Source organism: Phreatobacter sp. GW821-FHT04C01 (genome assembly GCF_059420385.1).
Genome location: NZ_JBWKTP010000010.1, coordinates 15555 through 38796, shown reverse-complemented (window position 1 = coordinate 38796; position 23242 = coordinate 15555). Strand labels below are relative to the sequence as shown.

Sequence of the window (23242 nt, the reverse complement as noted above, 5' to 3'; positions counted from 1 at the left end):
AACTCGAAGAAAATTCATGTATCATCAACCTGGGAAATGAGGGGGTACGACGCGTCATATGGTCCATACCTTAGAGGTATGGACTATTCCCGAACAACTTGTTCGACAAGCGATTCATGGTGTAATCATGCGTAGCGTTCCCACGATCCTGATAGAAAAGAATACGCTATTTCGGGAAGGCCTCAGTAAACTTCTTACAGGAACAGCCTTCAGAGTTACCGCGACAGTGTCGTCCCCTGAAGAATTGAGGCCAGGCCTGTCCTCGGAATTGCGCCCGATGTTGATCATCCTTGGCCTCACCGATGACGACCAATCGACCGAGCGCAACATCCGAGCACTGAGAACCCGGTTCCCGGATTCGCGGCTCGTCGTTCTCGCCGATCAATATGGCGCCAGCCAGATCCTCGCGGCGTTCCGCCAGTCGGCCAATGGCTATTTGACCAAGACCGTCAGTTGGGAGGCGCTGATCAAGTCGCTGGAACTGGTCATGCTGGGTGAAAGCATCATTCCCTCCGCCATCTTGATGCAGATGAAGGACGACCAGGAACTCGACAGCGAAACCTATGACGAACCGCTGGTGCAGGAGGTGCCCGGTCCACACGCGACACGGGTGCTGTCGGCGCGGGAAACCCAGATCCTGCAATGCCTCGTCAGCGGTCAGTCCAACAAGATGATCGCGCGCAACTTCGACATCATGGAAGCGACGGTGAAGGTTCATATCAAGGCGATCTTGAGAAAGATCCATGTCCAGAACCGGACCCAGGCAGCAATATGGGCTGTCGAACACATGGAAAGAACCGGCGCTCGCGCCGAGATCGAAAGCCCGCCGCACAAGTTGGCGAGGCTGCTCATGCCGCCCAGCGAGCTGTTGCCGACGGCTGGAATTGAAAGTCCCGTCTCGTCATGATGGCCCGGCCGTAAGACCATGCGTCCAGCCCAGGGGACGATGGCCGGTAATCTCGACCGGATCTTCGAAGCTGGACGCGCTGGTGGCGCCGGTCATCGCACGAAAGGCCGGCGGCATCCCGGTATCCACGCCGATCCCGCCGCCCGCTGTCCCTGCCGGCCGGTGACGCGTCTTTTTTGAGTGCCGCTGCTGGATGAAGCGGTGCGGCGGGCATCCCTTGGCGGGTGGCCCCGCGTCGACAGGCCAGGACCCACACGTCCTTCGTTTGCATGATGAACGGCCCGCGCCGAGAGGCTAACCAGATCGAAATACCAGGTCCGAACCGCGACCGACTGCCGGCCCTTCGAGAGCGGCGGCCGGAAGCTCGACGACCGCGCGCCTCACACACGCCCGGATATCCCCGATCGAGCCGGTCGCCGGGATGGCGCCCCTGGCGCTCCGCGCGACGGTGATCGTGCATGAGGGGACGGTGCCGATGGCGTGTCCAACCGCAAGTGTCGCGACCGCTTTCGCGATCATTCAGGTCCGGGGAATGAATGGAGCGGCCATGACCATTGTCATCATGCTGATCGCCTGGGATCTAGTGCTGGCCATTTTCAGGTACGATCGCCTGCAAACCGCCCGGGCGGGCACCCGTGCCACGACCTGTCCAATGGGAACGGGGGAGCCGGGGGCCGGCAGGCTCCTTCAGCGACCATGGCTGTTCCACTGCGCCTCGGAAACCGACACCGCGCCATCTCACGCCACCGGGCGGAAACGAGCCGGGCCGATCCAGCCGGATTGCGAAGACTGGCAGTCAGGCAATGCTTCTGACGACACGTCATACAGGCAGAGCCATATTAGTCCGGGCTATGCCGAATATTACGAAAAGACCTATGCCGAAGGCTATTACGCGATCCAGTGGGAGCAGGTCGAAAAGCCGCTGGTGAGAAAGATCCTGGCCGGCCTCGCTGCGCAAGGGACGACGCGTTCGCTCGATTTCGCCTGCGGCACCGGCCGCATCCTGCAACTGCACGGCGACCTGTTCGATGATGTCGTCGGCGTCGATATCTCGGCCGAAATGCTCGCCGTCGCGCGCCAGCGATGTCCCGAAGCACGGATCGTCCAAGCGGATCTGACCGCCACGGGAGTGACCGGTGGTGTCGCGGAACGTCAGGTCTGTACGGCCTTCCGCTTCTTTCTCAATGCCGAGCCGGCGCTTCGCGCCGACGTCCTCGATGTGCTGACAAGCTGCCTCGTCGAAGGCGGCCATCTCGTCGCCAACTTCCACTGCAACCCGGCAAGCCCGATCGGCACATTCTATCGTCTCCGCAACCGTCTGGCCGGACGCACCATCAACAACGTGATGAGCGTAGGGGAGGCCGAGGCGCTCCTGCGTGCCCATGGCTTCGCGATCGAGGCCGTGTACCGATATGGCCTGTGGCCGAGATTCGGCTGGTGGTTCAACCGGCTGAACGAACTGCTGCTGGCGCCGGCCGAAACCCTAGGACGGCGCGTCCCGATCCTCATGCGGTCGGCTCAATCCTTTGTCATCGTCGCAAGGCGCGGTTGAACCGGCCTGCTTGCCGAAACCCGGCGATCGCCACCGCGTCCGGCCCCGCCGGCAGGGGCGCCAGGCCCGCGCGAACGTCTTTCCTGCCCTATCGGCCGCCGTCCGGTTTCGCCGCCGCGCCGCCGGGCCAATGACGCGCCGCGTCTCGCCCCGATCGAACGCAAACAGCATCATTCGAATGGATGAGGACAGAAATGGGGTCGCTTCATAGGGTGATCTTGGGCCGTGGACGGACCTTAGGGCAGGAGCGAACCAGACCGGGGGCATGGGCCGCGCGAGCGGCTCGAACATCTGCCGACCAGCGCGCTTTGCGAGGCGCGCTCAACTCCCGTCAGGAGAGCCAGAATGGTGCCTCATTTGCTTTGCGTCGGGGGTGAAGACCATTCGCTGCGGATTCCGTTTCTCGCGGCCCTGCGGCACAGAGGCTTCCGGGTCACTGCCGCCTCGACCGGCGACGGCGCGGCGTTCGCACGCGCCGACCTGCCTCATCTGAGCTATCATTTCGACCGGTTCGACAGCCGCGGAGCGGACCGGGCCGCAATCCGGCAGCTTGCCAAGCTGATCGGCGATCTCGGCCCGGACATCGTGCAGAGCTTCGACACCAAGCCGAACCTGCTGGCGCCGCTCGCACTCCGCGGCACGGTGCCGCTGGTGCGGACCATCAACGGATTGGGCTGGGTGTTCTCGTCACGCGCGGTGCGGGCGCTGGCGCTCCGGCCGGCCTATTGCGCGCTCCAGTGGGGCATCTCGCGCTGGACATCCGCGACGGTGTTCCAGAACCGCGACGACAAGGCATTTTTCGAGCGCTACCGGCTGCTCGGAACCAGCCAGGCCAGCCTGATCCACGGCTCGGGCATCGATGTCGAAGCCTTCGAGAAGGCACGCGCGCGTGGCCCGTCGCCTTCGGCCCTGCGCGCGGAACTCGGACTGGGCAATGCCGAAGTCGTCGTGATGGTCGGCCGGCTGACCCGGCAGAAGGGCGTTCCAACCCTGCTCGACGCGGTGCCCCTGGTCAGGGCCAAGCGTCCCGCGGCGCGCTTCGTGCTGGTCGGCCCCCGGCAGAGCGAAGGGCCGTTCGCGGTCGACCAGGCCGAAATCGATCGTCACGCTCCGCATGTGATCGCCCTGGGCGCTCGAACGGATGTCCCGGCGATCCTTGGTCTCGCCGACCTGCTGGTCCTTCCGACGGAGTACCGGGAAGGCATCCCGCGCGTTCTGCTCGAAGCCGGTCTCGCCGGATTGCCGATCGTCGCGACCCGCATGCCCGGCTGCTGCGACGTGGTCACCGACCGCTGGAACGGCTATCTCGTGCCGCCGCGCGATCCACGTGCCCTCGCCGCGCGTATCCTTGATCTGCTTGATGACCCGGACGGCGCGCGGATCATGGGGCTACGATCCGTCAAGCTCGTCCGACGGGAGTTCTACCTCGACGGGATCGTCGACCAATACAGCGACCTCTACGGCCAGATTCTCGGCGGACTGGACCGGCCGGTGCAAGGCGGGTTCCGGACCCGACCGGCACTGGTCGAGAAGGTCGCCGCGCTCCGCGAACTCAGCGGAGGATCCGAATGACCCGAAACGCCATCCTTGCCGCGGGCCTCGTCGCGTCATCGGCATCGCAACTCCGGCTTCCCGGCATGCCGATCGGTCCGGGCGAGCTTTGTCTGGCGCTCTGGCTCGGACTGTCGATCACACGCATCCTCGCGGGAGCTCATGTCGCGGCGACCCCGGCCTTGTGCCGCCTGAGCGTGTTCTGGACCATCTTTGCCCTGACCCTCAGCATCGGGGCGCTTGTCGGCCTCCTCACCGAGAACCCGCCCAATGTCGGGGCCATGGGACACGACGCCATGGCTTATGTGCTGATGGCTGCCATCACCTGCCTCGCCGCCGCCGAGCCGAACGGGCATCGAAGCCTTCGGCAGACGGGCTGGTTCCTGATCGGCTTCGGAAATGTCTTCCTGGCTATCCAGATCGCCATCGGCTGGGGCTGGTTCAATCCGGGTTCGATCGATCCCTGGTATTGGGACCGGTTTCGCGGTCTGTCCGAAAACCCCAACCAGCTCGCGCTCTACTGCGCCGTCCTCGGCCCTCTCGCCATCCACTTCGCGACGACCTCGACACGCGCCGGGGCCCGGATCGCCGGGCTCGCCGGCGTGGTTCTGCCGGTCGTGGTCGGGCGCCTGACCAAGAGCGACACTTTCGTCGTGGCGACCTTCGTCGGCTTCTCGTTCTTCGCCGGACTGAGGGTCCGGACCTGGCTGGCGGCTCCGCATCGCAGCCTGCGCTACATGACCGCGATCTTCGTCATCCTCGCCACCCCGCTCGGCGTGATCGCGGTCCTGCCATATGCCGCGGCCCTGGCCGATGATGCGGAAGTCCTGGCCATGAGCCTGGCCAAGGACAAGGGCGGCGAGGCGACATCGCAGACCGCCAATCTGCGGCTCCAGCTCTGGAGCGAAGCCCTGCGGAAGGGATTGGAATCCGGCTCGCTCGGGCTCGGGCCCGGTCCGCACCTGCCGCAGCCCAACGTAGCGAACCATCAGGATCTGCCCAATCCATTCGAGGCTCACAGCACGCTGCTCGACCTCTTCACCCAAGGCGGCCTGGTCGGGGTCCTCGCCCTCCTCTGGCTCGGCGCGAGCGCCGCGGTGCTCGTGCTCAGGGCGCGGCTCGATGCGCTGGTGGCGTTGATCGCGTCGCTCGCGGTGTTCAGCATCAGCCACTTCATCCTTCGCCAGCCCGTCGTCTGGTTCGCGGTCACCCTTTGCGTGGCCGCCGGATCGGCACGGACCCTTGCAGCCCCCCTGCTTCAGAGGAGATGACCGCATGTGCGGGATCGCGGGAATCCTCCTTGTGCCAAACGCGTCCGGGGCGACGCGCCTCGGCGCGATCAAGCCGATGACTGCCTCGATGCAGCATCGCGGGCCCGACGGCGAGGGGTTCTGGTGCGACCGTGGCGCCGGCATCGCATTGGGCCATCGACGCCTCGCCATCGTCGATCTCACCGAGGCCGGGCGCCAGCCAATGCTGTCCCGGAGCGGTCGGCTGGTCATGACCTTCAATGGCGAGGTCTACAACTTTCTCACCCTGCGCCGGGAACTGGAGAGCATGGGCCATAGCTTCCGCGGCGGCAGCGACACGGAGGTCATGCTCAGCGCGATCGAATGCTGGGGGCTGGACGCGGCACTCCAGCGTTTCGCCGGCATGTTCGCTTTCGGCCTCTGGGACCGGGAGACGCGCGTCCTGCATCTGGCCCGTGACAGAATGGGCAAGAAGCCCCTCTACGTGGCATGCGTCGAGGGCGCCCTGGTCTTCGCCTCGGAGCTGAAGGCGATCCGCGCGCTGCCGGGCTTCAGGCCCGAGATCGACCCGCGGGCCGCCGCCGCCATGCTGGCCGGCGGCGCGGTGCCGGACAGCTGCTGCATCTGGCGTGGCGTGTTCAAGATCCCGCCGGGAGCCAGGCTGTCCTTGAGCGCCGATGACCTGGCGGCGAATCCGGATGCCGCGACCCTGCGCGCGAAAAGCCGCCGCTGGTGGTCCCTGGCGGATATCGCCGCGGCCGGCCGGAACGCACCGATCGCGCAAGACGACGATCTGCTGGTCGAGCAACTCGACGACCTGCTCCGGCTCGCCGTGCGCGAGCGGATGATCGCCGACGTGCCGCTCGGCGCCTTCCTTTCCGGCGGGATCGACAGCTCTTCCGTCGTCGCCCTGATGCAGGCCCAGTCAAGTCGCCCGGTGCGCACCTTCACCATCGCCTTCGGAGAGCGGGGCTATGACGAGTCGGCGGATGCCGGCCGTGTGGCGCGTCATCTGGGCACCGACCACACCGAGCTCCGGCTGACACCGGCCGCCGCGCGCGACGTCATTCCCGAACTGCCGCGCATCTGGGACGAACCCTTCGCCGACGAATCGCAGATCCCGACCCTGCTGGTTTCGCGCCTTGCCAGGGAGCACGTCACCGTCGCCCTTTCCGGAGATGGCGGAGACGAATGCTTCGCCGGGTACGCGCGGCACGTGCTGACGGCCAGGCTCGACCGGCTGCTTCGCGCGCCGCCGATCTTTCGTCGAGCCGCGGCAACGACGCTCCGGTTCCTCGCCGCAGGCGCCAGCGACAGGATCGCCGACGCACGCTTGGTTCCGGACGATCTCCGGCGGCTGCTGCGCGGCGACCGCCTGCGGCGCCTGACCGATCTGCTGGCCGCCAATGGCGACACGGAGATCTACCAGCGGCTGACACGCCTGTCGGACCTGCCGCTGACGCCGGAGCCCCAAGCGGACGTCGAAGCCGAAGGCGAACAATCAGGCGCGCCAGCGCTCGACGATCTGGTGTCGCGCGTGATCTTCGGGGACATGACCGGCTATCTGCCGGACGACATCCTGGTCAAGCTCGATCGCGCCAGCATGGCCACCAGCCTGGAGGCCCGTTGCCCGATCCTGGACCACCGGGTCGTCGAATTCGCCTGGCGCCTGCCGACGGCCGCCAAGGTGCGGCGCGGCCAGGGCAAGTGGATCCTGCGGCGAGTTCTGGCGCGCTACGTTCCACGGCACATGTTCGAGCGGCCGAAGCAGGGCTTCGATGTGCCCGTGGCGGCATGGCTGCGGGGGCCCCTGCGGCCCTGGGCCGCCGACCTTCTGACCGAAGCACGTCTGCGCCGTCACGATCTCCTCGACCCCTTGGTGGTCCAGGCCTGCTGGCAGGAGCATCTCTCCGGCCGGCGCGACCACGCCAGGGTGCTGTGGGCGGCCCTGATGTTCCAGGCGTGGTTCGACCACGCCACGGTCACCTCGCCCTTCGCCGCGGCGGACGAACTCGAACCCGAATTGCAAGGGAGTTGACGATGGAAGAGGTGATCGGCAAGGCCAGACGGCTCTTCACCGAGACGCGCGCCCCAGACCTGCCGCCACCCGAGCCGAAAATGCGCGCAGCTCGGCCGGCATTCGGATCAGCGGCAGGATCGCAGGCATTCCCCCACGTCATTCGTGTATTGGTGAAGCGCAAGCGGCTGATCATGGTCATGGCGGTCATCGGCGGCGCAGGGGCCGCGGCGATCGGGCTGATGGTGCCGCCGACCTATGTGGCGACGGCCCAGATGATCGTCGACCAGCGTCCGTTCGAAGTCGACGGCCGGCCGGTTCCGACCTCGCAGGCTCTCGAGGAGGCCGCCATCGACACCCACGTGACGATGCTGACGTCCGACGCGCATCTGCGGCGCGTCGTCGAGACATTGCGCCCTCCTCCCGGCGAGGCGACCGCCGAGCCGCCCTCCTGGCTGCGGCGGATCGGCAGCGGCCTGGCCAACCTTTGGCTGACCGCGACCCGTCCGCTGCGGCGGGCCGAAACCGACCCCCGTTCGGACGGTGGCGAGGGCTCCGCGCTGGCCGAACTGAAGCGCAACCTGCGGGTCAGCCAGGAACGGCGCTCCAGGATCATCTCGATCATCCAGACGGCCTCACAGCCGGACCGCGCCGCCGAGATCGCAAACACCGTGGCGGAAGTTCATGTCGAGGACCTGACCCGTCGAAAGCGGCTCGAAGCCGAACGTCTCGTAGCCTGGCTCTCCAAGCGCCTTCCCGAAATGCGCCGGGAGGTGGCCCGCGCCGAGGAAGACCTGGAAGCCTATCGGCTGGTTCGCGGTTCGACCGCCGGGGCCGGCCCCGACGAGACCGGGCAGCAGATCGCCCAAATGGTGCGGCAATTGGCCCTGGCGAGATCCGACGCAACGGCAGCGCAGGAACGGCTCAATCGCATCAATGGCTTGCGCGCGCGCGGCGTGCCTGCCGCCACGCTGGCGCTGGCCCTCGGGCTGGGCTCTCAGACCGAGCCCGCCAAAGAGGAGATAGACCGCGCTGTGAGCCGGCTCGAAGCGGAGACCAGCACCTATCTCGCCCTGGCTAAATCGATCGAGGAGCGGCTGCTGCCGTTGAAGGGAGCAGCGACCGAAATCGCCGCCGGCCTGTCCGACCTGCGGGCCCTCGAACGGCAGGCCGCCGCGGTGGCCCAGCTCTATGATGCGTTGTTGCGGCGCCAGCAGGAGGCGACCGAGCAGGCCCAGCTCGTTCAGCCGGACATCCGCGTTCTGGCCCGCGCCTGGCCACCGACCCGGCCGAATTCGCTTCACCCGGTGCTTCTCATCCCGCCCGGAATGATCGCGTTCGCCATCATGGGCGGCCTTCTGGCCGTTGGCCTCGACCGGCTCGATCGCAGCCTTCGCGATGAAAGCGAAGCCGCGGAGACCCTTGCGATCCCCTGCGCGGGGCAGGTGCCGAAGATCGAGCCCTGGCAGGCAAAGCGGCTTCACGAGCTCATGCGACGCCAGCCGCAGGCCCCCTTCGTGCGGGCGGTGCGCGCGCTGCTGGTCTCGGTGCTGCCTGTAAGCACGGGCAATTCCATGCTGAAGGTCGTTCTGGTCAGCTCGTCTGTGCCCGGCGAAGGCAAGACCACCCTCGCCCGCGGCCTTGCCCTGTCGGCCGCGCGTCTCCATCTGCGCGTGCTTCTGCTCGATCTCGGTCAGCCGACCACACTCCTGGAGAGCCGTGCGGCACCCCTCTCCGGTGGGACGCGCACCGACCTCGTCGACATCCTGGGATATGGTCGCCCGCTGGCGGACGCCATCGAGCGCATCCCGGAACTGGGACTGGACTACATCCCTCCGCCGCGCCTGGACGGAGATCTGCTCGACCTCCTCGCCAGCCCGCAGGTGCCACTCCTGGTCAATCAGCTGCGCGAGGCCTACGACCTCGTCGTCATCGACGGTCCCGCGGCCCTCGACGGACCGGAAGCGAGCCTGTTGGCCGGCTGGGCCGACAAAGTGCTGTTCGCGGTCCGCTGGGGGGCGACAAACCGGGACAGCGCGCGGAAAGCGCTGCAGCTCGTCGCCCGCGCCGAAGCCGGCGACCCGGACGGCATGAGCACCGCCGCGTCGGTCCTGACCTGGGTCGATCACGAACGTGACGCCGGCTACGGCTTCGGCGACCTCCGCAAGCTGATCGCCCGGCATCGGGCCTGACCCGTCGGGTCGAGGGCGGTCCCGGCGCGGCGACCGATGGTGCAGGCAGGCGGCCGGAACGTCGCGACGACTTGAGTAACGCTTGAGGTGCCGGGCATGATTATCGAGCTCTTTGGTCCACCTGGATCCGGCAAGACGACGTTCGCCTATGCACTTTCTCATAGCCTGCGGGAACGGGGTTATGCGTCGAGTGTCGTGCTGAGCTACCGGCCGGGCGACGCAAGCTCAGCCTTTGATCCAGGCGGCATCATCGCCGCTGCGCGCCGCATCACCCGCGCGATCTTCGTCACATTCTCGATGACCTTCCTCCTCTTTGGAGATCAAAGCGAACTCAACCTGGCCATCAGCCTCGTCCGAATGCTGCCGCCGAAGAGTCTCATCTGGAAGATCAGGCTCGGCCAATACATCGCCCGCCTCTCGAAATGCTGGGAAAATCATTCCCACTCGGAAGAAATCGTCATTTTCGATCAAGCATTCGTTCAGGCGGTCTGTTCGTTGGCCCTGTTCAATCAGGCGGCCGACGAAAGATCCCTGGAACGGGCCCTGGCGGTCACGCCCAAAGCGGATGTGGTGATCCGCCTCGATGCCCCTCGGGAGATCCTGGAGGCCCGCCTGCACCACCGGCTACGGCATGAGGCGATGATGGAGCGGTTGTTCGAGGCCAAGCTGCGGACCAATCTCGAAGCCGGCCCGATCGTCCAACGCGTGCATGATCTCCTGCGCAAGGCCGGCGGCCCAATAGCGTGTTTCAGCGCGCTCGATCAGCCGACCCTTCGCGAAGCCATCGGCACCGTCGAAGAGGAAATCCTGGCAAAGCTCAGATCGAATGGGGGCGGCGCGCATCAACAGTGCGCACGCCTGCCGGTCATCACGTGACGGATCGGGCGCGTTGCGGCGGGCGCCGCGCGCATCCGCTATCCGGCCTCGCGCCTGCCAATGCCGGAACGGCGGTGACTTTGTGAAAAACGAAGGATGTGAGCCGAATGCGTAGCGATCTTACGGGCCAGGCCGTCGTTCCAAACGTCCGCCCCGACAGCGGCCCGGCCACCGTGGCGCGCGACGCGCCCGGCGGACGAGCGTCGACGACAACAGGGGCGGCAAGCCGTGACCTCGGCCGGCGCCTCGCGCGCGGCAGCGCCTGGGCCTTCCTCGCCTATGTCGGGGGCGCCGCACTGACCTTTGTGGCCCAACTCGTGATCGCCCGGCTGATGGGCGCCACCAGCTACGGCGTCTATTCCTACGTCCTGGCCTGGATCAGTGTCCTCGCCTATGGATCGACGCTCGGTTTCAATGTCGTGCTGCTGCGCTTCGTGCCGGCCTATGGCGTCGATGAACAATGGGCGCTGGCGCGCGGCATTATCCGGTTCGCCCTGGCATGGTCCCTGGCCGCGGCCTTGGTGACCGCAGCCGTCGGCGCCCTGATCGTCATGGCGTCGTCCGAGCGCCTGCACCCGGAACTCGCTCACAGCATGCTGATCGGCATGGCGGCCGTGCCGCTGATCACGATGTATCTGGTCGGCGGCGCCGTGCTGCGCGTCTTTGGCGGCGTCGTCTCGGCCCTTCTCCCCGAACGCGTCGTCCGCGACGGCCTGTTGCTGGCATGCGTCGTCTTGATCGCTCTTACGACCGCCCGGCCGCCGAATGCGACGCTCGTGACGGCGGCCCTGCTCTTCAGCTCCGCGGCGACCGTTGGCCTCGTGGCCATCATCGCGTGGCGACTTTGGCTGCCTGACTTGCGCGGCGTGCGCCCGGCCTATGCCGCACGGGAGTGGTGGCCTTCGGTCATGCCGCTCATGGTCATGACCGGGGTCGACGTGCTGATGACCCGCACCGGGGTCATGCTTCTCGGCTGGACCGGGAACATTCGGGAGGCCGGCATTTTCGCCGTCGGCTTCAACGTCTCCATGCTGCTGGTCCTGCCTCGGGTCGCGGTAAGCACGATGTTCGCGCCCACGGTCGCCGACCTCCACGCGCGCGGAGACCGGCAGGCGCTTCAGAGGGTTTTCGCCAATGCGAGCACCTTGTCCCTGGCCGGCTCCGCCGTGCTGGCCGTGCCGCTGCTGTTTCTGATGGGACCATTGCTGCGCTGGTTCGGCGAGGACTTCGCCTCGGGGTCGCGGATCGCCTACATCCTGGTGATCGGCCAGGTTTTCGCCGCCGCCACCGGTCCGCAGCAAAGCCTGCTGACCATGACGGGCCACGAGCGGGCAGCCGCGGCGATGATGATCGCCAGCGCCGTCCTGAACATCGTCGGATGCCTCCTGGGGATCCCTCGCTACGGCCCGATCGGCGCGGCGCTGGCGACCACGGCGACGATGGTGGCATGGAACGTGGCGATGGCGGTCTACATCCACAAGCACCTGAACCTCCTTCCCGGGCTCATCTCCGCGCTCGGCTGGAGGCGAGCGGGGCCGGGCAGCTGAAGCCGCGCCGGCCGGCAATGCCCGGACAACCATCATTCGAAGGATGAAGGCGTTCCGCGACCGTGCCATCGTCGGCTTCCGCAGCTGGAGGAACGCATCCATGACCGGCTTGCGCGCTGGGGCCGGGAAGGCCTCGATGCCCTCAATGTCCTCGCCCCGGCCCCGGTCCGCAGGTGCGGCCCGCGGCGGCCCGATGCTGACGCAGATTCAGGTCCTGCGCGCGATCGCGGCTGCCGCGGTCGCGGTGCGCCACGCGCAACACGACGCAGCGACCTTGAGCCTGCAGAACGGCCACCTGTTCCAACCCTGGAATCCCATCCCCTGGAGTGCGGGCGTCGACGTCTTCTTCGTGATTTCCGGCCTGATCATGGTGCATGCGTCGCGACAACTGTTTGCTACGCCGGGCGGCGGGCGCGTTTTCCTGAGCCGCCGGATCGCCAGGATCGTGCCTCTCTACTGGGGCGTGACGACGCTCTACGTTGCCGTCGCACTGCTGGCGCCCTCGCTGCTCAATCAGACCTACATCAATTCCTGGTTCGTCTTCGCGTCCTATCTCTTCATTCCCGCCGTCCGGCCCGACGGCATCGTCCAGCCGGCCTATGAGCTCGGCTGGACGCTCAACTACGAGATGTTCTTCTACGTGCTGTTCGCGGCGGCCATCAGCCTGCCTTTGCGCTGGGCCGCCGCCACCGTGCTGGCGACCTTGACGGCCCTGGTCATTGTCGGCCGCCTCGCAGCGCCGCTGGCCGAGCCCCTGGCGTTCTGGACCAACCCGATCCTGCTCGAATTCGCTTTCGGCGTCGTGCTCGGCGTGATGCTTGCGCAGGGGGTGCGGTTCAACCGCCTGACGCGGGCAGTCCTCGTCGCCGGTGGCCTTGCCGCCCTGATGCTCGCCGCGGCCTATCCGGAACTCTACCGGCTGCTGCCGCGACCGGTCGTCTACGGCCTGCCGGCGGCGCTTATCGTCGCGGCCGCCGCCCTTGGCTCCAATGAAGGGCAACCGGCTGGCCGGCTCGCGCGATGGGGAGCCGCGGCGGGTGACGCCTCTTATGCCCTCTATCTGCTCCATCCCTTCGCCATCCGCGCCATCCGCATCCTCTTCTGGCAAACCGGACTGGTCGCCACTCTGGGGCCTTGGCTTGGGCCATGGATCTTCGTGGCAGTCGCGGTTCCGTTCTGCCTGGTCGCGGCATTGCTCACCTATTACTGCGTCGAGAAGCCGCTCACGAGCCGGCTGCGCCGCCTGCTGGGGGACACCGCCAAGGTTGCCGGATATCTTCCCTCGGTGGGTATCCCTGCCGGCAATGGCGGCCTGCCGAGGCCTCAGGATTAGAAGCTGCCGAGCCCGCCATGCCGGCCGAGCGCGAGGCGCGCATTCTTTGCCGGCGCAGCTCTTGTTGCATCCCCGTCGTGCGACACGCGCAAACGGATGCCCGAAGCGCGTCTCGACGGCAGGACGGCGCGAAGCGCGGCCAATCTGGCCGCGGCAGAAGCGCAGGTTACCCCGAACCGGCCACGGCGGGCCGGAATCCAAACCGCATCCTTCGTTCGGAGGATGCCCGTTTCCCGGACCGGGCCTACCACTGAAGGACCTGCAACAGGGGAGCCTCCTCCATGCTGAAAACCGAAACCGGGGCACAGCACGAGGCGCCCTACCCCAAAGGCGTTGCGATCGACGCGGCAGATGCCGACCCGAACCTTCTCGAACGTGTCGCTGCCGCCGGCGGCGACACGGCAAGAGGCCTGGTTTGGGCATCGGCGCCGACGCGCCCGCTCGACATCGGCGGCCCTGTCGACCGGCCTTTCGAACGCATGGGCGATGATTTCTCCAGCATTGGCGCAAGCGACCATCTGAAGCGGATTGCCGCGAAATTCCCGGACAAGCTCGCGATCAGCGACGGCGCGCGTCAGTTCACCTATGGCGAACTGCTTTCGGCCGTCGATACACTGGCGCGTCTTATCGCCGTCGCCGTTCCCGAAGGCCAGGCGGTCGGCCTCCTGCTCGGAAATTCGGCCTGGTATCCCGTCGCCATGCTCGCCAGCATGGCGGCCGGCCGGCCGTCGGTGCCGCTCAATCCGCGGGATCCGCTCGCCCGGATCGCCGGCATCGCGGCCGATGCGCGTCTGCCGGCCCTGGTCGGCGCCGACACCGAAGGCTTTGCCGCCTGGAGCAAAGCCTCCAGTCTCACCTGGATCGAGGTGACGCGCGCACTTTCGCCCGCGCCGCCGCCAGCCGCCGCCTTGCCGCTCGCCCCGGTATCGGTCGATGCTCCCGCCGTCGTGCTCTACACCTCCGGCAGCACGGGCCGGCCGAAGGGGATCGTCAACAGCCAGCGTTCCATTCTCCAACGCGTGCAGCAATATACCGACGCCTGCCACATCAACGCCGACGACGTGTTCATGCCGCTGAGCGGCCCTGCGACCATCGCCGGATGCAGGGAGGTCATGACGGCTCTGCTATGCGGCGCGACCTTGCATGTCGCCGATGTCGAGACTCTCGGGCTTCGTGCGCTACGCCGGCAATTTCGAACGCACAACGTCACGATCGTCTATCTCGTGCCGGCACTGCTGCGGGCCCTGATGAAGGCCCCGCTCAACGACGATTTCGAATCGCTGCGGATCGTTCGCATCGGCGGCGAAAGGGTCCTCTGGACCGATACCAGCCTCGCCCGCAAGGCCGTGTCGGCCTCCTGCTTCATCCAGGGCAGCTACTCGTCGACCGAAACGACCGGTTCGCAATGGTTCGTTCCGCCGGATTTTCCCGAACAGGGGGCGTCCGTGCCCATGGGATTTCTCCTGCCCGGCATCAGCTTCGCAATCGTCGACGACGATGGAAATCCCGTCGGCCCGGACATGCGCGGAGAACTGTTGATCAAGAGCATGTACGTGATGCTCGGCCATTGGGAGGATGGGCATATCGTCGCCGCCGAAACCGACGCGGCCGATCCTCGCTGTCGCGTCGTCGCAACCGGCGACCTGGTGCAGTTGAGTGACCAGGGCCTGCTCCAGATCGTCGGGCGCAAGGGCCGCCAGATCAAGATCAACGGAAGACGTGTCGAGCCCGCCGAACTCGAGCTGGTCCTGCGTCGCACCCCTCACGTCGGGGACGCCGTCGCGGTCGTGACCGAAACCAACGAATTGATCGTCTTCGCCGTACCGGACGGCGACGCCGCGCCGAGCTTCGTCAGCGGGCTCCGGGATGTCATCAGAACCGAGCTGCCGCCTTCCCTGCAGCCCACGCGCCTGCACAGCATCTCGGAAATTCCCCGCCTGCCCGGCGGCAAGGTCGACGCCGCGAAGCTTCGGGAAGTGGACCGCGCGATGCGCGAGACGATGCAGGCGCTGCATCGTTTCGAAGCGAGCGAGCCACTGAACGTCGAGCAGATGGTCGAAAACCTTTGGAACAAGAGCCTCGGCACGCGAACCGCAACGGGACGCTGGGACGAGGCCGGCGGCGATTCGCTGAAACTCCTGCAATGCATCCTGGAACTGGAAGGTCTTGTCGGAAGAGAGCTGGATCTCGAGGCCTTCACCATCGCCATGACCATCGGGGACATGATCGCCGCGGTCGCGCCGGGGCCTCCTTCGAAGCCATGTTCCGAGCAGCAGGGCGATCTGCCTCCCCTGCTGTTCCTGATCCCGGGATCCGTCGGTTATGGGCCCAGCCTGGCGGCGTTCGGAGCCCAAATGGGCAAGGTGGTGCGGGTCGCGCCGATCCGGTATCCGGATCTCGGCGCCATCCTGGAGGGGCGCGGTACGATCGCGGCCATGGCCGACGCCGCGCTGGATCAGATCACCCTGGCGCAGCCGCGCGGCGAGATCAGGCTGCTCGGCTACTCGCTCGGCGGTGCCGTGGCATTCGATGTCGCCACGCGATTGATAGCCGCCGGCCGGCCGGTCAAATTCATCGGCGTCCTCGACACGAGCATCAACGGGGTCACGAGCCACTATCGCGAGGCGATCGCCCGCACGCTGCAGCGCATCCAGGCGCACCGGACGACGATCTACCGGATGTCCTGCCGCGCCGTCGCGAAATGCGCCGCCAGGCTCGGCGCGGAGAGGCGGTTCGCCGCGTTTCTCGACCATGGCTGGTGGCGGTACCTGCCCCACACGCATTTCATGCTCAGGCTGGAACTCGAGGAAATTCTGCGGATGCGCGCTTTCGGCCGCTGGCTCGCGGCAGGGAAGTCAAAACTGGCGGTCACCGGCACCCTGTTCCGGTGCCATCGGGAGGGTTCGCCGGACCTCGGCTGGAACGCCCTGTTCGACCACGTGGACGTCGTGCCGATCGCCGGCGGTCATCTCGACCTGGTCGTGGAGCCGCACCTGGCGCGCAACCGTCCGCTCATCGAAGCCGCCATCATCGCAAGTTTCTCTTGACGCGACAGAGGTGTCGCCGGCGTCTTGAGCAGCGGCCACGCCCGGTCCACGCCGCCTGCTGAGCCGTGCCGCCGGTCTGTCCGCGCGGCCGGGCCCTTGCCGCTCGCCGCGGCCTGTTCACCAGGACTGCGCCACCGGCCGGCCCGCCCGGCATCGTCGCGCCTCGGCGGCCGGCCAGGGGCGCTGGAGATGATCCAGCCGGCCGGGCAGCGTCCGGAGACGAAGGCGCCAGGCGTCATACAAACGAACGAAGACAGTGGCGCGAGGGGCTCCTAGCATCCGGTCTCGACGTCCAGGAAGCAGCGCCCGGCTTGGCTCGCGCCATGTCCCCAGACCTTCCCGGCGGCATCATCCGCGGCTCTTTCCAGTCAGGCGGAGCATCTCTTTGCCCAGCCGGAAGACGCACGCGCCAACACCAGATGAGGAGGCTCGGATGAAGGCTGTTATCCAATGCGGTGGCAAAGGCACGCGTTTGCGCCCCTATACCTCGGTGCTGCCGAAACCGCTCATGCCGATCGGATCGCGCCCCGTGTTGGAACTGCTGCTCAAGTGGCTTCGGCGCAACGGCATCCGCGAGGTCTATGTCACAACCGGATATCTCGGCCACCTCATTCGCAGCTTCTGCGGTGACGGCGACCAATGGAACATGAAGATCACCTACACCCAGGAGGTCGAGCCGCTCGGCACGATCGGGCCGCTTTCGCTCCTGCGCGAGCATCTCGACAGCCCGTTCCTGGTGCTCAACGGCGACGTCCTGACCGACCTGAGCCTCAACCAGTTCGTCGGTTGCCATCGCGAACATGGCGGGCTGGTGACGATCGCCACGGCGACGCGATCGATCAAGATGGACTTCGGCGTGATCGAGGAGACCGGCGGCAAGGTGATGCGCTTCCGGGAGAAGCCGGCACTGCCCCATCTCGTCAGCATGGGCCTCTACTGCATGGATCCGAAAGTATTCGACTTCATCCCTTCGGGCGTTCCCTACGGCTTCGACGACCTGATGTTCCAGATGCTGGAGGACGGCACGCCCGTGCACGTGTTCAAGCACGACGGCGTCTGGCTCGACATCGGCCGGGTCGAGGACTTTCACAAGGCCCAGGACATCGCCTGGGACGAGCAGTCCCTGGTCGTCGAACACCCGGTTGCCGCCTGACGCCATTTGCGCCCGCGCCGTCTTCGGCGGCGCCGGCGCCCCGGTTGAAACGAGGGATGGAGTTTCCGATGCTACTGGTCGCCGCGCCGATCGTGGGCCCCGAAGAGAAGGCTGCCCTTTGCGAAGTCATCGACAGTGGTTGGCTCACGATGGGCGACCGGGTCCGGCGTTTTGAACAGGCCTTCGCCGAGGCGCATGGCGCCCAGGACTCCGTCGCCGTCAACTCCTGCACGGCCGCCCTGCATCTCATTTTGCAGGCGCTCGGCATCGGCCCCGGCGACGAGGTTCTGGTTCCCGCGCTGACTTTCGTGGCGACCGCCAATTGCGTGCTCTATGTGGGCGCCACGCCGGTCTTCGTCGACATCGAATCGAGCGATGTGCCGCTGATGTCGCTGCACGACGCCGAGGCCCGGTACACGGCGCGGACCAAAGCGGTCATCCTGGTTCACTTCGGCGGCTATCTCGCCGACCGCGACGCCTGGCAGGCCTTTGCCCGCCGCAAGGGCCTGATGCTGGTCGAGGACGCCGCCCACGCGCCCGGGCTGAAGGAGGCCGGCAGCTTCGGCGAAGCCGCGGCTTTCAGTTTCTACGGCAACAAGAACATGACGACGGCCGAGGGCGGCGCCATCCTGGCCCGCGACCCGGCCCTGCTGGAAACCATGCGCCAGGCGCGCGGGCACGGCATGACCAGCGGGACCCACCAGCGGCTGAACAGCCGCACCGCGCATTACGACGTCACCATGCTCGGTTTCAACTACCGCATGGACGAATTGCGTGCCGCCATCGGTCTCGTCCAGCTGAAGAGCCTCGCGAGCTGGAACGAGACGAGGCGGCGTCTGGTCGACCTGTACCGCCGGCGGATCGCCGAACTCTGTCCGGCCGTGAAGGTGCCCTTCGCCGCTCCGAGGATTTCCACGCACCACCTGATGGCGGTGCTGCTGCCGGCTGGCCTGCCACGGCAGGACGTCGTCGACCACCTGCGCGCGCGTGGCATCCAGACCACCATCCATTATGGACCGGTCCACCAGTTGACCCTCTACCGGCAGCTTTGCCCGGGAGTGCATCTGCCGCGGACGGAGGACTTCGCGCAGCGTGAGCTGACCCTGCCGCTGCATCCGGGGATGGACGCCGGCGACGTCGAAATGGTGGTCGCGGCCTTGGCGGACGCGGTGGTGACCGACATCGCCGTGGGAGCAGTGGCATGAGCATCCCGCAGACGCGCGCACATCGCTCGCCGGCGGTCATCGACGCAAGGGCGTTCGCGAGCCGCTGCCTCGACCTCGTCATCGCCACCACCGCCGCCCTGATCTTCGGCCCGCTGATGCTCATCATCGCCCTGGCGATCTGGCTCGAAGGCGGCCGCCCGATCCTGTTCTCGCAGCTTCGCCTGGGCAAAGGCGGCCGCTCCTTTTCGATGTATAAGTTCCGCAAGTTCAGTGCCGCATGCGGCACCACGGGCTGTCCGCTGACGATGGCGGCGGATGACCGCATGACCCGCGTCGGGCGGATCCTGGCGGCGACCAAGCTCGACGAGCTGCCGCAGCTTTGGAACGTGCTCAGGGGCGAGATGGCGATCGTCGGCCCGCGACCTGAATCGCTTGCCTTCGCCGATTGCTTTCAGAACGGCTTCGAACAGGTGCTGGCCCACAAGCCGGGCTTGCTCGGCCCGAGCCAGATCCTGTTTCGCAACGAAAGCCGGCTCTATCCCGCGAATGCGGATCCGACCCGCTTCTACCGGGACGTCCTGTTCCCGACCAAAGCCAAGATCGACCTGGCCTATTTCCCGCACCGCACGCTCGGATCGGACGTCGCGTGGATTGTTCGCGGCGTGCTGGCGGTTTTGGGCTGGGTCCCCGCAGCCGGCAGCGCCGACCCACGTTCGAGGCCGATGATCCCGGCCCCCTCGCGGGCGGAAGAGCAAGAAGGGAAGCAGTCATGAGCTATGACGGCATGAAGGTCCTGGTCACCGGGGCCGACGGCTTCATCGGGTCGCACCTGACCGAAGCGCTGGTGCGCCAGGGCGCCAAGGTGACCGCGCTCGCCCTGTACAATTCCTTCGACAGCTACGGCTGGCTGGACGACTTGCCCGAACAGGTCCGCGGCCAGCTGAACATCCTGCGTGGCGACGTTCGCGACGCCGCCTTCATGAACCGGATCGTGCAGGGCCAGGAGACCGTGTTCCATCTCGCGGCCCTGATCGCGATCCCGCATTCCTATGCGGCGGCCCAGTCTTATGTGGAAACCAATGTGCTCGGGACCTTGAATATTCTCGAGGCAGCCCGGCAATGGGCAACGGAACGCGTCGTCTGCACCTCCACAAGCGAGGTCTACGGCACGGCGCTGACGATGCCGATCAACGAAACCCATCCGTTGCAGGGCCAGTCGCCCTATTCGGCCTCCAAGATCGGCGCGGACATGATGGCGGAAGCCTTCGCCCGTTCCTTCGGGCTGTCGGTGGTAATCCTGAGGCCGTTCAATACCTTTGGGCCGCGGCAGAGCGAGAGGGCGATCATCCCGACCATCATTCGCCAGGTGCTGGACCCGGCCTGCGCGGCGATCATGGTGGGCGATACGACCCCGATCAGGGACCTGACCTTCGTCGACGACACGGTGGCGGCCTTCCTCACCGCCGGTGCCGCGGCCGAGATCGAGTTCGGGCGGCCCTATAATGCCGGCAGCCAGCGGGCGGTGACCGTCGCCGACCTGATCGGGCTGGTGCTCGAACTGACCGGTTGCGACAAGGCCGTCCTGCGCGACGAGCGGCGGATGCGACCGGTGAATTCCGAGGTGCGGGCCTTGCTGGCGGACTGCACCCGCTTTGAACGCGAGACCGGATGGCGACCTCAGACGAGCCTGCGGGACGGCCTCGAGCAGACGATCGCCTGGTGGGTCACGCGCCTGACCGAGGGGCGGGTCCGCCGGCACAAGGATTTCATCACATGACCGCGGGGCTTCGCGACCGCACGCCCATCGCGCTGCTGGCGGGTGCCCTCTTGCTGCTGGCGTTTCAGACGGCCGCGGGCGACGAGGCACTCTCCCAGGGCCGCATCGTGCCGCCGGTGGCGATGCCTCTGCCCGACTATCTGCGGGTCGCCACCGATCCGGCCTTCGGCACGTCGTTCACCCGGGTGACCCAGCCGGGGGCCCGGCTCGGCGCCGGCATCGTGTGCGGACCAGAGCATTGCCGGCATCGCTATTCGAGCGCCCAGGCCTGGAACGCCGACCAGAGCCTTCTGGTCATCGTCAATGGCTGCAACGGCCTGTGTTTCCTCGACGGCCGCAGCTATGTGGCGCTGTTCCGGCGCAGCAGGGCCGGCGAATGCGAGTGGCATCCCAGAGATCCCGAGCTGATGATCTGCGTTGCCGGCCGCGCGATTTCGACCTGGGCCCCGCGCGACAATCGCGAATGGCCGATCTATGTGACGGACCAATACCGCAACCTTCAGTTCGGTCCCTACAAGGGCAATCCGTCCTGGGATGGCCACCGCATCGCGGTGAGGGCGGTTTCGGCGGCCGGCGCAACCGTCGCCTTCGTCTACGACCTGGTCATGCGCAGGAAGTTCCCCGACATCGAGCTCGGCCGCCTGCCGGGCCAGAACAATTCCTGCACGGTCTCGCCCCTCGGCCTGCACGTGCTCTGCACCCAGACCACGCCCGAGGGCATAGACCAGGCCTTCGTCTTCACCGCCGAAGGTGCCCTGGTGCAGAGCTGGACCGAGCACCATCGGCCAGGTCACGGCGACATGACGGTCGATACCGATGGCAGCGAGGTCTATGTCGGCATCAGCAAGTCGGCGCCCGACAAATATCAGGTCATCAAGCGGCGCCTCCGTGACGGGCTCGTCACGCCGCTCGCCCCCTATGGCGAGGCCCAGCACGCCTCGCTGCGGGCGATCCAGCGGCCGGGCTGGGTCTTCCTGACCTATGGCGGCAATCCCGACGAGGTGGCCGGCAATCCGGGCTGGGCGCCGTTCGCGCGGGAGCTGATCGCGTTGCGCATCGACGGCAGCGGCGAGATCCGCCGGATCGTGCAGACCCACAACGCGCCTCATGACTATTGGAACGAGTCGCAGGGCTCGCCGTCGCCCGACGGGACGCAGATCATCTGGTCGAGCAATTGGGGCGAGCCGGGCGGGCCGGTGTCCGACTTCGTCGCGCGCCTGCATTGGCCGGCGGAGCCGGCGGCCACGAGGTGAAGCCTTGGAGATCATCAGAATGTCACGCCGCAAACGCGCTTTTTTGAATCTCGCGAGCCTCGCCTCGGGCGTCCTGCTGAGCGCCGGGCTGGCCTCGCCCTCGTCCGCCGAGGTCTTGTATCGGCTGTCGGCGGGCGACACCGTCGAGATCGCGCTCGCCGGAATTCCGGAACAGCGGCAACGCGCGGTCATCCAGCTCGACGGCACGATCGCACTGCCGGCCGTCGGCTCGGTCGCGGTCGCGGGTCTCACCGCGTCGGAACTGCAGGCCCGGATGGAGGCGCTGCTGCCGACCAGGATGTTCCGCCATCGCGCGCCGGACGGGCGCGAGCAGGTCTTCGTCGTCCGGCCGGGCGACGTCACCGCCTGGATCGCCGAATACCGTCCCGTCTATGTCACCGGCGACGTGCTCACCCCGGGCCAGCAGGCCTATCGCCCGGTGATGACGGCCCGGCAGGCCATAGCGGTGGCCGGCGGCTACAGCCTGCTGCGGTCGCGCGCTGCCCAGGCCGGTCCGGACGCCGCCGATCTCCGGCGCGATCACGACTCGCTCTGGACCGCCTATCTGAAGGACTATTTCCACGCCCAGCGCGTGCACGCCGAATTGGCCGATCAGGAAACCTTCGATCAGCAGCCGCCGAGGAACACGCCGCTTCCGGCGGCGACCAGCGCGAGCATCGCTCAGGTCGAAGCGGAATCGCTAAAGATCGCGCTGACGGATTTCCGCTCGGAACGGGGCTACCTGGAAAGAGCCGCCAAGGAAACCGAGGAGCAGACGGCCGTGCTCACCCAACGGGAACAGGAGGAGGATCGGGGGGTTCAGGCCGACCAGTATGAACTCGATCGGGTCACACGGCTGTTCAGCAGCGGCAACCTGGTCAGCCCGCGCGTGACGGAAAGTCGGCGCGCGGTGCTCTTGTCGTCGAGCCGGCGGCTGGAGACCACCGTTCAGTTGATGCGGGTGCGGCAGCAGCACGGAGAATACGGGCGGCAGCTCGAACGCGTCGTCAATCAAAGGCGAATGACCTTGCTGCGCGACCTGAGCGACACCAATGTGCGCCTGGCCGACCTCGTCATCCGGATTCAGGCCGTCGGCGAGAAGCTCAGGCCGCTCGGCGGCGTGAGCGCGGTGCCGAACACCGGCGAGAGCCTTCGCTCGGCGCTCGTCATCGTGCGCAAGGTCGGCCAGGAATGGCAGCGGTTGCCCGTGACGGAGGATGCCGAGATCGAGCCCGGCGACGTCATCGAAGTGGCGTTCCGCGCGGAGAGCTCTGCCAGTGCCGCGGTGAACTGAGAGCCTCCGCCGCTTTGTCCAGGCCGAGTCGGTACCACATACGCAATAGCGCGGATGTCGCTGACTCTTTCGCGGACCGCCGGGCCCATGCCGCCGGGCGGTCTCGGCGCGTCTGGCCGCGGCGGCGGCCAAGCTCTCGACGCTTGCCGAAAACCCCGCAAGGGCTGCCTTTGCGCCTTCGCCGACCGCCACCCTGCATCGGCGTGCCCTGCTCGTCCCCAGGGGAATTGGATCGCGGCCGCGCTGTCGCGAGGGGCGATTAGTGATCTGCCAAAGTAGGCACGACGATCACCAAAGGGACAAACTATCGCCACCGAAAGTCACGAC

Annotated in this window: 16 protein-coding genes; all 16 read left to right on the top strand. The window is 66.9% G+C overall.

What is annotated here, in order from left to right:
* Positions 1 to 127 precede the first annotated feature (127 nt).
* The 16 genes from AC07WJ_RS29310 (at position 128) to AC07WJ_RS29235 (ending at position 22915) form a co-directional block, all read left to right on the top strand.
* On the top strand, positions 128 to 907 hold the full coding sequence (locus AC07WJ_RS29310) for a LuxR C-terminal-related transcriptional regulator (protein ID WP_494938247.1): 780 nt from the start codon (positions 128 to 130) through the stop codon (positions 905 to 907).
* Between the two features lie 547 nt (positions 908 to 1454).
* The gene (locus tag AC07WJ_RS29305) at positions 1455 to 2459 is read left to right on the top strand and encodes a class I SAM-dependent DNA methyltransferase (RefSeq protein ID WP_494938246.1); all 1005 of its coding nucleotides are present in this window, start codon (positions 1455 to 1457) and stop codon (positions 2457 to 2459) included.
* Between the two features lie 345 nt (positions 2460 to 2804).
* Positions 2805 to 4031, top strand: coding sequence for a glycosyltransferase family 4 protein (locus tag AC07WJ_RS29300; protein WP_494938245.1), 1227 nt, complete (start codon positions 2805 to 2807; stop codon positions 4029 to 4031).
* Positions 4028 to 5281 carry an O-antigen ligase family protein gene (locus tag AC07WJ_RS29295; RefSeq protein WP_494938244.1) on the top strand — a complete coding sequence of 418 codons (1254 nt, stop codon included), beginning with the start codon at positions 4028 to 4030 and terminating at the stop codon, positions 5279 to 5281. The genes AC07WJ_RS29300 and AC07WJ_RS29295 overlap by 4 nt, the downstream gene beginning before the upstream one ends.
* A 4-nt stretch (positions 5282 to 5285) precedes the next feature.
* Positions 5286 to 7298, top strand: a complete 2013-nt coding sequence (gene asnB, locus AC07WJ_RS29290; RefSeq protein WP_494938243.1) for an asparagine synthase (glutamine-hydrolyzing) — start codon at positions 5286 to 5288, stop codon at positions 7296 to 7298.
* 2 nt (positions 7299 to 7300) lie between these two features.
* Positions 7301 to 9469 (top strand): GumC family protein, encoded by a 2169-nt coding sequence (locus AC07WJ_RS29285; RefSeq protein ID WP_494938242.1) that lies wholly within the window; start codon positions 7301 to 7303, stop codon positions 9467 to 9469.
* A 96-nt stretch (positions 9470 to 9565) separates the two neighbouring features.
* Entirely contained in the window at positions 9566 to 10345 is a 780-nt protein-coding gene (locus AC07WJ_RS29280; protein ID WP_494938241.1) for a nucleoside/nucleotide kinase family protein, read from the top strand.
* Between the two features lie 173 nt (positions 10346 to 10518).
* Positions 10519 to 11892: a lipopolysaccharide biosynthesis protein gene (locus AC07WJ_RS29275; protein WP_494938240.1), complete on the top strand. Its 1374-nt coding sequence runs from the start codon at positions 10519 to 10521 to the stop codon at positions 11890 to 11892.
* A gap of 193 nt (positions 11893 to 12085) precedes the next feature.
* Positions 12086 to 13225 carry an acyltransferase family protein gene (locus AC07WJ_RS29270; protein WP_494938239.1) on the top strand — a complete coding sequence of 380 codons (1140 nt, stop codon included), beginning with the start codon at positions 12086 to 12088 and terminating at the stop codon, positions 13223 to 13225.
* Positions 13226 to 13506: 281 nt separating this feature from the next.
* Complete coding sequence (locus AC07WJ_RS29265; protein WP_494938238.1) at positions 13507 to 16272, top strand: AMP-binding protein; 2766 nt, start codon at positions 13507 to 13509, stop codon at positions 16270 to 16272.
* 433 nt (positions 16273 to 16705) lie between these two features.
* Positions 16706 to 17425, top strand: coding sequence for a nucleotidyltransferase family protein (locus AC07WJ_RS29260; protein WP_494938237.1), 720 nt, complete (start codon positions 16706 to 16708; stop codon positions 17423 to 17425).
* Between the two features lie 68 nt (positions 17426 to 17493).
* Positions 17494 to 18630, top strand: a complete 1137-nt coding sequence (locus AC07WJ_RS29255; protein ID WP_494938236.1) for a DegT/DnrJ/EryC1/StrS family aminotransferase — start codon at positions 17494 to 17496, stop codon at positions 18628 to 18630.
* A complete protein-coding gene (locus AC07WJ_RS29250; protein WP_494938235.1) occupies positions 18627 to 19364 on the top strand; it encodes a sugar transferase in 738 nt (245 codons plus the stop codon). The genes AC07WJ_RS29255 and AC07WJ_RS29250 overlap by 4 nt, the downstream gene beginning before the upstream one ends.
* A complete protein-coding gene (locus AC07WJ_RS29245) occupies positions 19361 to 20368 on the top strand; it encodes an SDR family NAD(P)-dependent oxidoreductase (protein WP_494938234.1) in 1008 nt (335 codons plus the stop codon). Before AC07WJ_RS29250 ends, AC07WJ_RS29245 begins: the two co-directional genes overlap by 4 nt.
* Positions 20365 to 21621, top strand: coding sequence for a hypothetical protein (locus AC07WJ_RS29240; RefSeq protein WP_494938233.1), 1257 nt, complete (start codon positions 20365 to 20367; stop codon positions 21619 to 21621). The genes AC07WJ_RS29245 and AC07WJ_RS29240 overlap by 4 nt, the downstream gene beginning before the upstream one ends.
* Before the next feature lie 19 nt (positions 21622 to 21640).
* Positions 21641 to 22915 carry a polysaccharide biosynthesis/export family protein gene (locus AC07WJ_RS29235; protein WP_494938232.1) on the top strand — a complete coding sequence of 425 codons (1275 nt, stop codon included), beginning with the start codon at positions 21641 to 21643 and terminating at the stop codon, positions 22913 to 22915.
* Positions 22916 to 23242: the final 327 nt, after the last annotated feature.